Annotated in this window: 9 protein-coding genes and 1 tRNA gene; 1 reads left to right on the top strand and 9 read right to left on the bottom strand. The window is 57.3% G+C overall.

The window, feature by feature from the left end; all coding sequences use genetic code 11:
• Positions 1-686: 686 nt before the first annotated feature.
• From hmeg3_RS07745 to hmeg3_RS07730, 4 genes are all read right to left on the bottom strand, one after another.
• Positions 687-3,695 (bottom strand): FAD-binding and (Fe-S)-binding domain-containing protein, encoded by a 3,009-nt coding sequence (locus hmeg3_RS07745; RefSeq protein WP_094563229.1) that lies wholly within the window; start codon positions 3,693-3,695, stop codon positions 687-689.
• A 56-nt stretch (positions 3,696-3,751) separates the two neighbouring features.
• Positions 3,752-4,519, bottom strand: coding sequence for a 2-keto-4-pentenoate hydratase (locus hmeg3_RS07740; protein WP_094563228.1), 768 nt, complete (start codon positions 4,517-4,519; stop codon positions 3,752-3,754).
• 102 nt (positions 4,520-4,621) lie between these two features.
• Positions 4,622-5,905, bottom strand: a complete 1,284-nt coding sequence (locus hmeg3_RS07735) for an MFS transporter (RefSeq protein WP_094563227.1) — start codon at positions 5,903-5,905, stop codon at positions 4,622-4,624.
• Between the two features lie 246 nt (positions 5,906-6,151).
• Positions 6,152-7,369, bottom strand: a complete 1,218-nt coding sequence (locus tag hmeg3_RS07730; protein ID WP_094563226.1) for an alanine--glyoxylate aminotransferase family protein — start codon at positions 7,367-7,369, stop codon at positions 6,152-6,154.
• A gap of 289 nt (positions 7,370-7,658) precedes the next feature.
• Between hmeg3_RS07730 and hmeg3_RS07725 the strand changes: the two genes are divergently transcribed.
• Positions 7,659-8,420 (top strand): GntR family transcriptional regulator, encoded by a 762-nt coding sequence (locus hmeg3_RS07725; protein WP_198361805.1) that lies wholly within the window; start codon positions 7,659-7,661, stop codon positions 8,418-8,420.
• A gap of 342 nt (positions 8,421-8,762) precedes the next feature.
• On the opposite strand, the gene hmeg3_RS07720 is transcribed toward hmeg3_RS07725, so the two are convergent.
• The 5 genes from hmeg3_RS07720 to hmeg3_RS07700 form a co-directional block, all read right to left on the bottom strand.
• Positions 8,763-9,026 carry a Txe/YoeB family addiction module toxin gene (locus tag hmeg3_RS07720; RefSeq protein ID WP_094563225.1) on the bottom strand — a complete coding sequence of 88 codons (264 nt, stop codon included), beginning with the start codon at positions 9,024-9,026 and terminating at the stop codon, positions 8,763-8,765.
• The gene (locus tag hmeg3_RS07715) at positions 8,983-9,291 is read right to left on the bottom strand and encodes a type II toxin-antitoxin system Phd/YefM family antitoxin (RefSeq protein WP_094563224.1); all 309 of its coding nucleotides are present in this window, start codon (positions 9,289-9,291) and stop codon (positions 8,983-8,985) included. Before hmeg3_RS07715 ends, hmeg3_RS07720 begins: the two co-directional genes overlap by 44 nt.
• A 543-nt stretch (positions 9,292-9,834) precedes the next feature.
• Positions 9,835-9,911, bottom strand: a tRNA-Val gene (locus tag hmeg3_RS07710).
• Between the two features lie 114 nt (positions 9,912-10,025).
• Positions 10,026-12,284 carry a bifunctional (p)ppGpp synthetase/guanosine-3',5'-bis(diphosphate) 3'-pyrophosphohydrolase gene (locus tag hmeg3_RS07705; protein ID WP_094563223.1) on the bottom strand — a complete coding sequence of 753 codons (2,259 nt, stop codon included), beginning with the start codon at positions 12,282-12,284 and terminating at the stop codon, positions 10,026-10,028.
• A gap of 15 nt (positions 12,285-12,299) precedes the next feature.
• Positions 12,300-12,650 (bottom strand): RidA family protein, encoded by a 351-nt coding sequence (locus tag hmeg3_RS07700; protein WP_094563222.1) that lies wholly within the window; start codon positions 12,648-12,650, stop codon positions 12,300-12,302.
• Positions 12,651-12,784 lie beyond the last annotated feature (134 nt).

Raw genomic sequence — 12,784 nt, 5'->3', positions numbered from 1 at the left:
TATCTGGAAAGTGGCCTCGAGGTATGAACCTACTCTTGTATCGGCACAAGAAACCGCAACGAACTGTTTGGAGTACCGATACAAGAGAAGATTCACGCCACCCAGTCCTATCTGGAAAGTGGCGGCGCGAAAGGTGAATCTACTCTGGTATCGGCACAGAAAACTGCAACGAACTGCCTGGGGTACCGATACAAGAGAAGATTCACGCCACCCAGTCCTATCTGGAAAGTGGTGGCGCGAAAGGTGAATCTGCTCTGGTATCGGCACAGCAACCCGCAACAACGCCGGCACACACAAACGATGCGGATACAAGAGGAGATTCCCGTCGCCCAGTCCTATCTGGAAAGTGGCAACGACGAAAGGTGAATCTGCTCTGATATCGGCACGAATGCCAAAAACTGAACATGCGGACAATGACGACCGTATGCAAACGCGCTTGAAACTTGTGTATCGAGGAAGACTTACAGATGAATTGCTGCTACAGACATGGCCTGAAAAGACCAAAAATGAAGAAGTAATGCGGAGTAACCTTCACCAGCGAGCCGGGCATTTTTATAGCTATTTCGGCTTGCCTCCCGGCATTGAGCCGAGGAACAGCAAGTAATATAACTATAAAAACAACCCCTGTCAACCCCCGTTGACACAAATAAGCACAGCGTCAACGGGGGACTCCAACAAAAGCCCGCTTAATTTGCCAGCGCCGCCGCCAGCACGCGAGCCACGTGAACGGCTTCGCGCCCCGCGCCGTCATGAATCTGGTGACGGCAGCTGGTGCCGTCGGCGACCATGATCGCATCCGCCGCAGCCTTGCGCACCGCAGGCAATAGGGACAGCTCCGCCATCGCCATCGATGCCGCGTAGTGCTCTTCCTCGTAGCCGAAACTTCCCGCCATGCCGCAGCAGGATGATTCCACCACGGACACTTCCGCCTGCGGAATCCACTGCAACACGGTCGGTACCGGACGGAAGGCGTCGAAGGCCTTTTGATGGCAATGACCATGCAGCACGATCTTGTTGGACGACAGCGGCTTGAGATCGAGCGTCAACTTGCCGGCCTTGTGCTCCTTCACCAAAAACTCTTCAAACAAGAAGGCCGACTTCGCCAACCCTTGCGCCTCTTCGCCGTAACCATAATTCAAAAACTCATCGCGCAAGGACAGCAGGCAGGACGGCTCCAACCCGACCACGGCCACGCCCCGGCGTACGTAAGGCATCAGCGCATCCAGCGTGCGACGGGCTTCAGCCTTGGCCTGATCGACCAGCCCCGCCGCCAGATAGGTGCGGCCGCAACATAGCGGACGTTGTTCAGGCAAGCTATTGAAATGCACCTTGTAACCGGCAGCTTCCAGCACCTGCTGCGCGGCGCGGGCGTTTTCCGGCTCCATGTTGTTGTTGAAGGTGTCGACGAACAACAGGACTTCCTTGTCGGCATTTGTCGCCGCTGCACTCTGCGCATTGCGCAAAAACGATTTACGGAAACGCGGCAATGATCGTTGCGGTGCCAGCCCCAGCAACCCCTTCACCCAGCCGGAAATCACCGGGATCTTTTCCGCCAATGCCAGCGCACCGCCGACGCTGCCGGCATAGGACGCATACGCCGGCATGTAAGCAATCAGCCTATCGCGCAGGCTGATGCCGTGCTTGCTAGCCCAGGCCGCGCGCGCTTCGATCTTGATCTTGGCCATGTCGACGCCGGTCGGGCAATCGCGCTTGCAGCCCTTGCAGGAGACACACAGATCCAGCACTTCCTTGACCTCGGGACTGGCCATGCCCTCGCTGCCGAGCTGCCCCGACAAGGCCAGCCGTACGGTATTGGCGCGGCCGCGGGTGACGTGCTTCTCGTCACGCGTGACGCGATAGCTGGGGCACATCGTGCCGGCGTCGAACTTGCGGCAATGGCCGTTGTTGTTGCACATCTCAACCAGCTTGGCGAGACCGTCGCTGCGGTCACCACCGCTGCCGGGCGCGCTTTCCTTGCCGGTCAGCGGATCACGCTTGACGTTCCATGGCGACCAGTCCAGCGCCGGAGCATAAGGCAGCTCGCGATAATAGCCGGGTGCAAAGCGGAAGTTGCTGGCGTCGTCCATCTTGGGCGGGCGCACGATCTTGTCCGGATTGAAGCGGTTGCCGGGATCGAACAGATCCTTGATCTCGCTGAAGGCGGCATTGAGTTTCGGCCCGTATTGCCACGCCACCCACTCGCCCCGGCACAGGCCATCGCCGTGTTCGCCGGAATACGCACCCTTGTATTTGCGCACCAACACGGCAGCGGCTTCGGCGATCTCGCGCATGTCCTTGGCGCCGCCGCGACGCATATCGAGAATCGGCCGCACATGCAAAGTGCCGACGCTGGCATGGGCGTACCAGGTTCCTTCGGTACCGTACTTGTGGAACACTTCAGTCAGCTGGCGCGTGTACTCGGCCAGATGCTCCAGCGGCACGGCGCAGTCTTCGATGAAGGACACCGGCTTGCCGTCGCCCTTCATGCTCATCATGATGTTGAGACCAGCCTTGCGTACATCCCACAAGGCTTTTTGTTCGTTGGCGTTGGGCATGTCGACCACCGATCCGGGCAAGCCGAGATCACCCATCAGCTCGCCCAGACGCTTGAGCTGCTCGAGTTGCCGGTCGAGATTTTCTCCGGAGAACTCGACCAGCAGAATCGCCTCGGGATGACCAACCAACGCCTTCTCAATCACGGGCTTGAACGCCGGATTACTCATCGCCAGATCGATCATGGTGCGATCAACCAGCTCGACGGCAGTCGGTCCCAGCTTGACGATGTGCTGCGTCATGTCCATCGATTGATAGAAGGTCGGGAAGTTGACCACGCCCAGCACCTTATGCGCCGGCAGCGGCATCAGTGCCAGCGTGATCTGACGGCTGTAGGCCAGCGTCCCTTCAGAGCCGATCAGGATGTGCGCGAGATTGGCAACACCGTCATCGGTATAGGCGCGTGGATTCTGGCAATCGAAGATGTCGATGTTGTAACCGGCCACGCGGCGCAATACCTTGGGAACACGTTCAACAATTTCGCCGCGCTCGCGTTGCGCGATAGTTTGCAAGCCGCGCACGATGTCGCCGATGCGACCATTGCCGGGCATCTCCGGCAAGCGACCGAAGCGGCCTTCGGTGCCGTCAGCCAGCACGGCGTCAATCGCCAGCACGTTGTGCACCATGTTGCCGTATTCGATCGAGCGCGAGCCGCAGGAGTTGTTACCCGACATGCCACCGATGGTGCATTGTGCCGCCGTCGACACATCCACCGGAAACCACAAACCATGCGGCTTGAGCCAGGCGTTGAGATGATCGAGCACCATGCCCGGCTCGACCGTGATCGTACGCGCCACCGGATCGAAGTCGATCACTTGATTGAGATATTTGCTGTTGTCGACGATCAGCGCCTCGCCAACCGTCTGGCCGCACTGGCTGGTGCCTGCGCCGCGTGCCAGTACAGGCATGCCGTGCTGGCGCGCAACATCCAGCGCAATCTTCAGATCGGCCTGATCCCGCGGCACGACCACGCCCAGCGGCATGATCTGATAGATGGAGGCATCGGTGGCGTAGCGGCCACGATCCGCTTTGCCGAACATGACTTCGCCCCGCATCTCGCGCTGCAATTGCATGGCGAATGGCGTAGCGGGTGCAGTGCGCCGCCCGCTTGGAGGAACAAGATGGATGGGCTTGACCAGCATGAGGTAGTCCTGTCAAAAAACGAGAAACAAAGTGGGTGAAATTCAGTTCAACGTACTCAACTCAATTCGAAATGAATCGACGGCAATCCGGCGATCTGTCCGATCACCATGCCCGGCGCTTTCGGAAAAAACATGCCCGTGTAAGAACCGGTCGTGATGACTGTGCCGCCGGGAATAGCGATGCCGCGCTCGCTGCAGTGATTGACCAGCCAGCTCATCAACCGGCGCGGATCACCGGCGGGATTGACGCCCTGCCCTTTGAACACGTCTTCGCCGTTGAAGGTCAGATGCGCCTCAGGCCGCCGGAAGTTGAAGCCGTCGTGGTAATCGCACAGTTCGCCGATCACCAGCGCACCGTGATTTTGCAGATCCGCCAATTGGCTCAGCTTGGGCACCTCGGGCCATCCGGCGATGCGACTGGAAACGATTTCGATGGATGCGCCCATGGCGCTGATGCTGTCCATGATCTCCGCCTCGGCAATGGGCGCCGGCCTCGGTGTGAAATCACAGTCGAAGCAAAACATGATTTCCAGTTCGATACCGAGCACCGGAAAAGCGCTGCGCAGCAACGAGGACGACGCTGGATGGATGCCGCTCAGCGGCAACGGCGCCCCCTGCACCGGCCCGGCTTCGGTCTTGGAACCGATCTTCCAGCCACCAATGGTGGCGTGGCTGCGGCGTAGGAAAGCCTGTTGCGCCAGATAGGCGTCTTCGATGCTCGCAGGTTCCAGCTCATCCGGCACGATGGCCAGTGTCGCCTGGCGTGAAGACGCGTCGCTCAACAGATGGCCGAGTTCTTCAGCCGCAGAAAGTAAAGTCGTCATGGCTATCTTATGTCGATGGTTCCTGCTTATTGAGGCGAAGGAATGCCGTTGATCAGTAACGGCATTCCTTGCCGGAAGTACTGGTTGAGTACAGTCTGAAAATCAGGCGCGTGCCTTGACCACATGACCGCCCGCATCCGGTGTCGGGCTCTCGAACTTGCTATCCGGCTGCATGCGGAAAGCCAGCAAGACGCCAAAGCCCATCAACACCATGCTGCCGAGGAAAGGCAGCTCCCAGTTGCCGGTCTTGTCGATCAGGTAGCCCGACAGCACCGGCGAGATGATCGCGGCCAACGCAGAACCGGTATTCATCATGCCGCTGGCGGTGCCCGAATATTCCGGCGCGATATCCATCGGAATCGCCCACATCGGACCGATCGTCATTTCTGCGAAGAAGAAGCCGGCGCCCAGGCTCAGGATCGAGATGTAGACGTTGTGCGTAAACATTAGCGGCAGCAGCGACAGCAAGGTCAGCAACATGCACACCGACACCATGTAGCTGCGGGCACGCTTGAGATTGCCGGTGTTTTTCAGAATCTTGTCGCTGACGATGCCGCCCAGGGTGTCGCCCACTACACCGGCAAAAAACACACTGGAAGCAAACAGCGCCGACTTCTTGATATCGAGGTCATAGCTGTGCAGGAAGTATTGCGGGATCCAGCTCAGGAACAGCCAGAGCGTCCAGCCGTAACAGAAGTAGACAATAGTGACCGGCATCATGCGTTTAAACAGCGGCCCCCATGGAATCTGCGGACTCTTCTTTTTAGCGGCAGGCAGGATCGCCAGTTCTTCCGAAGTGATGCGCGGATGCCTGGCCGGATCTTCGGTGAACACAAAGGCCCAGACGATCACCCACACCAGGCTGAATGCGCCGAAGATGTAGAACGATTCGCGCCAGCCATGCTCCGCCATGATCCACACCACTGCCGCCGGCGCCACGGCATTGCCGATGCGAGCGAAGGCGTGGGTAATGCCTTGTGCGAAACCGCGTCTTTCTTTCGACACCCAGCGCGACATCGCCGTGGTCGCCGCCGGGAAGGTGGCGCCTTCACCTAGGCCGAGCAGCAGACGTGCCAGCAACAACGACACCAGGCCGCCCGCAAAACCGGTCAACACGGTCGCCAACGCCCACAGCAAACCACAATAGATCAGTGTGCGGCGCGCGCCGAATTTGTCGCTGACCCAGCCGCCGATAATCTGAAACACTAAATAGGGATAAGCGAAGGCCGAGAAAACCAGACCGATTTCCGTCTTCGAGAGGTTGAATTCCTTGCCAAAACCAGCCGCGGCGGTACTGACGTTGACGCGATCCAGGTAGGTGATGAAATACATCATGCATAACATCAATAGCACGACCGTGGTCGCGCGCAAACGCAGGTGTCTCATTGCATTGTCTCCAGTATTGGTACACCGGCGCGCCGTGAAGCAGCCTTCTCGGGCTGCTTCGATTCCTCTGCGGGATGTTGCTTCGCCGGGTTTTCGTTATTGATCCACGTAACCGGCGCAGCGCTTCTTCATGAATGCGTGCTGCCCGGCGTTCTTTCCTCCGCTATTGCTTTTTTCTTTGCCATCTTGTCTTGCGCTCCTTACAGCGCAAGACAAGACGGATACCACTGACACGATTTACCGGATTCAGGCGACCTTCAGCGCCGGCTTGCTTTTCTTGGCGGTCAGGTTATCCATCGCCGCCTGCACACCGCTGCCGGCCAGCTTTACGCCCGCCAGCTTCAGGCCCATTTCGCAACCGGACAGCGTTGCCATCAAAGTCAGATCGTTGGCTTCGCCCAGATGGCCGATGCGGAACATGCCGCCCTTCATCTTGCCCAACCCGGTACCCAGCGACATGTCGAAGTTTTCGTAAATCACCTTGCGGATCGCATCGGCATCGAAACCTGCCGGCGTCATCACACCGGTCAGCACCGGCGAATACACGGCCGGATCGGCGCACTGGATCTCCAGGCCCCAGGCCGTGACCGCCTGACGGCAGGCTTCGGCCAGACGCTCATGACGCGCAAAGACGTTGTCCAGGCCTTCGCCGAGGATCATGTCCAGTGCTTCATGCAAGCCGTAGAGCAAGTTGGTGTTCGGGGTGTACGGCCAGTAACCGGTGGCGTTCATCTCGATGATTTCAGTCCAGCCCCAGAAAGCCTTCGGCAGCCTGGAAGTCTTGCTGGCCTCGATGGCCTTCTTCGAGACCGCATTGAAGCTGATACCCGGCGGCAGCATCAGGCCCTTTTGCGAACCGGAGACGGTGACGTCAACGCCCCACTCGTCATGGCGATAATCCGCCGACGCCAGGCCGGAGATCGTGTCCACCAGCAGCAGCGCCGGATGGCCGGCAGCATCGATTGCCTTGCGTACCGACGCGATGTCGGATGTCACACCGGTGGAAGTTTCGTTGTGCACCACGCATACGGCCTTGATCTGATGGCCACTGTCCTTGCGCAGACGCTCTTCAATCAGATCGGCCTGGACGCCGCGGCGCCAGCCTTCAATCCCCGGCAAGCCGAGGAACTCCGGCTTCAGGCCCAACGCTTCAGCCATCTTCTTCCACAGCGTGGCGAAATGGCCGGTCTCGTACATCAGCACGGTGTCGCCAGGGCTCAGGGTATTGGTCAGCGCCGCTTCCCAGGCGCCGGTGCCGGACGCCGGATAGATGATGACCGGCTGCTCGGTCTTGAAAATCTTCTTGATACCTGCCAGCACATGCAAGCCCAGCGCGCCGAATTCCGGGCCGCGATGGTCGATGGTCGGATAGCTCATGGCGCGCAAGATGCGATCAGGCACAGGGCTAGGACCAGGGATTTGCAGGAAATGACGGCCGGCTGGATGAAAGTCTAGTTTTAACATTTACTCCTCCTTTGAAATCTTCACTTTGTTGAATTTTGTATTTTGAATGCAAAATACTTTATCAGCGAGATTCGGCGAGGTAAAGGTTTTTTTGATCGTGGCAGTCCTTACTTCAGGTATCGAGTCGGGCCATGTTTTTGGCAAAAACTGCGTAAATAGATATACTTAGGATCGCCAATAGGCGTTTCAGGCCAATATTTTTCATCTATACAACAGCGTAAAGCTGGTATTTTTGGCAATGAAACGAACACTGCTAAAATACGCCTCAGTAGGACATTAAGGATTTTGAATGCAAAATTCAGCAATTGGACTCGATATCAACGAGATCCTGAACAAACCTGAAAATACCCCCGCCGCCCTGCCGAAACTGGAGCGCCAGCGTCTGCACGACACCGTCGTCGAACACCTGCGCAATCTGATTGTTGAAGCAGTGCTGGTTCCCGGCACCAAACTGAACGAGCGTGAGCTGTGCGAAACGCTCGGCATTTCGCGCACGCCGCTGCGCGAAGCATTGAAGGTATTGGCAGCCGAAGGCCTGATCGAGATTTCACCCAACCGTGGCGCATCGGTATCAAAGATGTCCGAAACCGAGATCTGGGAAACCTTCGAACTCATGAGCGGGCTGGAAGCCATGTCCGGAGAGCTGGCCTGCGAGCGCATCACGCCGGTGGAAGTCGCCGAGATCAAGGCGCTGCATTACGCCATGCTGGCCTGCAAAGCGCAGAACGACTTGCCCGGCTACTACAGCCGCAACCAGGCCATCCACAACAAGATCAACGAAGCCGCACGCAACTCGGTGCTGCATCAGACCTACCTCGGCCTGAACCGCCGTCTGCAGGCGCTGCGCTTCAAGTCCAACTTCCGCCCCGAAAAATGGGACAGCGCCGCGCACGATCACGACGAAATGGTCAAAGCACTGGAAGCACGCGACGGCAAGCGTCTGGCAGCAGTCCTGCGCCAGCATTTGCTGGACAAGCGCGATGCGGTGTTGAACGTGCCGGTGCCGGTGGTTGCTGCAGAAACGCCCGCAGGCAAAACCAATAATCAGTAAAAACAGTTGTGATTAGTCGCTGCAAGCCATCGCTTGCGATGGCTTTTTTTATGGCTGCGCGGCATAGACTACGTCTTACACGCACCTCTTGCCAGCTTCCATCGCGCGCAACAGACGAGCGAAATAAAACCGCAGATCAAATCACTGCATAGGCTCTGCGAACACAGTAAAAGCAGAAAGTAAAAGGGGAGGAAAAGGAGGGACCACAAATGCGGAAGACAAAAAGAAAAAATGGAAGCCGGGACTGCGCTTCCACTCTTTAACTTTGCTTTTGATGCTGTTTTTACGAAGGCACGATTGGACTTGAACCAACGACCCCGCGATGTAAAAAACCTTACGGATTTACGCTTCGTAGTGGTAGCGGCACGAGGCCACCTCAATATCTGTTTCGGTTACCCGATAAACCAGTCGATTTGTATCATCAATGCGTCGCGACCAAAATCCGCTTAAATTCTCTTTCAACGGCTCCGGTTTTCCGATTCCATCAAACGGGTCTCGCATTGTTGCCTCCAACAGCTTGTTAATTCTCTTCAGCGTTTTTTTGTCCTGAGAGTGCCAATATTCATAGCTCCCCCATCCTTCCGGACTGAACTTCAGATTCCTCATGGGCGTCACTTTCTACATCAATCAGATTATGACGCTCAGCTTGACCAGCATTCAGTTGTGCGATGGATCGAGCCAAATGAGCTGCATTCGCGGGCGACTTCAGCAGATGAACCGTCTCCAAAAGACTACTGTAATATTCAAACGACATAACAACAGCGTCCGGCGCATCGCGACGAGCGATCACAGTGACATCTGCGTCATCAACGGCTTGATCTATCACGGCTTTCAAGCTATTTCGAGCGTCAGAGAAATTAATAATGCGCATTTCTATGTTTCTTCCTACCACAATTGGTATTAACACCTTTTAGGTGACCAATCCTCATGATGCAAACCGAGTCTTGGTTGACGATTCTCGCTAGTTTTGCTGTGTCATATTGTTTGTGTAACTAAATGGGTTATTCGGACCTTGTTAGCTCTTCTTGTTATGGGGTTGCCGCATGAAATTGCGCGCTTTATATCGGACTACGTGTACAAGTAGTTGAACAAGTATAGGTGATTTAAGCTACATGTCAACGTTTTTTATGGCTGCGCTGCGTGAACGAGGTTTTATGCCCCCGCCCCCCACCAACATCCATCGCGCACAATGGACAGACGAAATAACACCGCATGGCAAACGCTGCAAGCACAGCAAAATCAGAAAGGAAAATGGGAGAAAAAGGAAGGACAACAAATGCGGAAGATAAAAAGCAAAAATGGAAGCCGGGACTGCGCTTCCATTATTTAATTTTGCTTTTGATGCTGTTTTTACGAAGCCTCAGTTACATGAACTTCCTGCTTCGATACCAATATTCAACAACATCAAGAATATTGGTAGGCACGATTGGACTCGAACCAACGACCCCTACCATGTCAAGGTAGTGCTCTAACCAGCTGAGCTACGCGCCTAGTGAAGAAGCGAGATTATAGGGGCATTTTTTATTTTTGGCTAGTCTTCGCGAAAAGTTTTTTAAAAAATCTTGTTCGCCGCTTCTTTCGTGATTAGCCAACCCGCCGCAAAGCCTACTGCCGTCTGGCTTCCAGCACGCCCTTCACTTCACGGATCACAGCCAGCGCCTTGATCAGTTGCGCGGTCGAGCCGATCTCGGCGGTGAATCCCATGCGCGCCTGTCCCTTCACGCTTTGCGTGCTGACGCCGATAACGTTGATCTTTTCGCGCAAGAAAATTTCTGAAATATCGCGCAGCAGGCCCTGACGGTCGCCGGCCAGCACGAAGATATCGACCGGATAAACCGTGTCCTTGCCCGAGTTGCCCCATTCGGTCTGGATGACGCGTTCGGGCGCCTTGCTGCTCATCTCGGCGAAGTTCTTGCACGTCAGCCGATGGATGGAGACACCCTTGCCGCGCGTGACGAAGCCGACGATGCTGTCCGGCGGCGCCGGCTTGCAGCAGCGCGCCAGTTGCGTCATCAGGCCTTCGGTGCCGACCACCAGCACGCCGGATTTGGCGCCCTGCACCACGCTCGACGCGCGGCTCTTGCGGGTGATGGAGGCTTCGTCGGTTTCGGTGTGCTTGCTTTCCTTGCCCTCTTCGCCTTCATGCAGCATCTGTTCGATCTGGCGCGGGCTGAATTCGTCCTTGCCCAGCGACAGGCACAGGTCGTCGACCTTGGCGAAGCCGAGTTTGTGCGCAAGTTCTTCCAGGTTGACGGCGGTCTTGCCTTCGCGCTGCAGCGTTTTTTCCAGCACGGTGCGGCCGTGGGCCAGCGTCTCTTCCTGTTCGATGGCGTTGAACCAGGCGCGCACCTTGGAACGCGTGCGCGAACTCGCCGCATAACCCGGACTCAGCCAGTCACGCGACGGACCGACGCCGGGGCCGCTCTTGACGGTGATGATGTCGACGGTCTGGCCGTTTTTCAACGGCGTGTTCAGCGGCACCATGACGCCGTCGACGCGCGCGCCACGGCAGCGATGGCCGACATCGCTGTGCAAGTGATATGCGAAGTCTATCGGCGTGGCGCCGTTGGGCAATTCGATCACGCGCGCTTGCGGCGTCAATACGTAGATGCGCTCGTCGAGCGTGGTGGACTTGAGCTTCTCGACCCAGTCGCGGCGCACTTCTTCCTGCTCGACCACGGCGTCGGAGACTTCGCTCTTCCACGCCAGCAGCTGACGCAGCCAGGCGATCTTTTCATCGTACTTTTGCGCTGCGAAATTGGAGCCGCCGCTTTCCTTGTAGCGCCAGTGCGCCGCTACGCCGTATTCGGCGAAGTGATGCATCTCATGCGTGCGGATCTGCACTTCCAGCGGGCGGCCGTCTTCGGCGATCACGACCGTGTGCAGCGACTGATAGCCGTTCTGCTTGGGACGCGAAATGTAATCGTCAAACTCTTTGGGAATCGGCACCCAGATATTGTGGATGATGCCGAGCACCGTGTAGCAGGTCTTGATATCGTCCACGATGACGCGGAAGGCGCGCACGTCGTACAGCTCGGAGAAATCGATGGCCTTGCCGCGCATCTTGTTCCAGATGCTGTAGATGTGCTTGGGGCGGCCGGAGACTTCTGCCTTGATGTCGGCGGCGGTCAGCTCGGTGCGCAGGCGGTCGATGGCGGTGGCGACAAACTCCGCGCGCTCGATGCGCTTTTCTTCCAGCATCTTGGCGATGCGCTTGTAGGTGACAGGCTCGATGAAGCGGAAGGACAAATCCTCCAGTTCCCACTTGAGCTGCCAGATACCGAGGCGATTGGCCAGCGGTGCGTAGAGATCGAAGGTCTCGCGCGCGTATTGCGCGGTAGTCTCGTTCTCCAGCTTGCTCTCGGCGAAGTAACGCAAGGTGGTCACGCGCGAAGCCAGACGCACCAGCACCACACGCATGTCGCTGGCCATCGCCAGCAGCATCTTGCGCAAGGTTTCGACCTGCGCCGCAGCCTGTTGCGCCGCGTTCTTGCCGCGCAAGACTTCTTGCGGATGGTGGAAGGTCAGGCTGTGAAAACGCATCAGCTGGCGCACACCCGCAACCAGATCGCCGATGTCCTTGCCGAACTGATCTTCAATCGTCGCCGCAGCATCCAGATCGAGCGCATGCAGCTCGAACAGCAGACCGGCGATGCGCGTTTCGGCATCGACGTTCAGCGCGGTCAGCACGCTGACCACGCCCTGCACAAACTGCAAGGCATCCTGCCCCGATGGGATCGGCTTGCCGGCATACAGAGGCGCGACGAACGCCAGCGCGCTCAATACGCGCGCGGCGTCGTCCGGACTCAATCCGGCGACGATGGGGGCGGTACCCTCTTGCGGAACTGCGACGACTGAAACCATGAAACCTTGCTTGGATTATTTTTGAGCAGCGACAATGATGATCTCGACCAGCAATTCAGGACGGGCCAGCTTGGCCTCGACGGTGGCGCGCGGCGGCGTATTGCCGGCAGGCACCCAGCTATCCCAGACCGAATTCATGCCTTCAAAGTCCTTCACGTCGGCGATATAGATCTGGCACGACAGGATGTTTTCCTTGCTGCTGCCGGCTTCCGCCAGCAGACGGTCGATGTGGCCCAGGACTTCACGCGTCTGGCCTTCGATGTTCTGGGTGGTGTCTTCGGCAATCTGGCCGGCCAGATAGACGGTACCGTTGTGAATCGCGGCTTCCGATAGACGCTTGCCGACGTGGAGACGTTGTACTGTCATGATGTTTCCTCTGTAAGTGTGTGGATTGATGTCCGGTGCTGCCGGCAGTATTGCCCTATCGCCGTTGCAGCCTGTTTTTGATGTTGGACGATTCAACCTGTTAGTAATTCCATTGTTTCACTCGATTTCATCGA

Source organism: Herbaspirillum sp. meg3 (assembly GCF_002257565.1).
GTDB lineage: Bacteria > Pseudomonadota > Gammaproteobacteria > Burkholderiales > Burkholderiaceae_D > Herbaspirillum.
The sequence above is the reverse complement of the archived record's forward strand: the minus strand, read 5'-3'. Positions and strand labels throughout refer to the sequence as shown.

What these genes read in the sequence shown, in the direction of transcription:
- hmeg3_RS07745 (WP_094563229.1), bottom strand. Translation starts at nt 3,695, where the DNA reads ATGCTGGTCAAGCCCATCCATCTTGTTCCTCCAAGCGGGCGGCGCACT.
- hmeg3_RS07740 (WP_094563228.1), bottom strand. Translation starts at nt 4,519, where the DNA reads ATGACGACTTTACTTTCTGCGGCTGAAGAACTCGGCCATCTGTTGAGC.
- hmeg3_RS07735 (WP_094563227.1), bottom strand. Translation starts at nt 5,905, where the DNA reads ATGAGACACCTGCGTTTGCGCGCGACCACGGTCGTGCTATTGATGTTA.
- hmeg3_RS07730 (WP_094563226.1), bottom strand. Translation starts at nt 7,369, where the DNA reads ATGTTAAAACTAGACTTTCATCCAGCCGGCCGTCATTTCCTGCAAATC.
- hmeg3_RS07725 (WP_198361805.1), top strand. Translation starts at nt 7,659, where the DNA reads ATGCAAAATTCAGCAATTGGACTCGATATCAACGAGATCCTGAACAAA.
- hmeg3_RS07720 (WP_094563225.1), bottom strand. Translation starts at nt 9,026, where the DNA reads ATGAGGAATCTGAAGTTCAGTCCGGAAGGATGGGGGAGCTATGAATAT.
- hmeg3_RS07715 (WP_094563224.1), bottom strand. Translation starts at nt 9,291, where the DNA reads ATGCGCATTATTAATTTCTCTGACGCTCGAAATAGCTTGAAAGCCGTG.
- hmeg3_RS07705 (WP_094563223.1), bottom strand. Translation starts at nt 12,284, where the DNA reads ATGGTTTCAGTCGTCGCAGTTCCGCAAGAGGGTACCGCCCCCATCGTC.
- hmeg3_RS07700 (WP_094563222.1), bottom strand. Translation starts at nt 12,650, where the DNA reads ATGACAGTACAACGTCTCCACGTCGGCAAGCGTCTATCGGAAGCCGCG.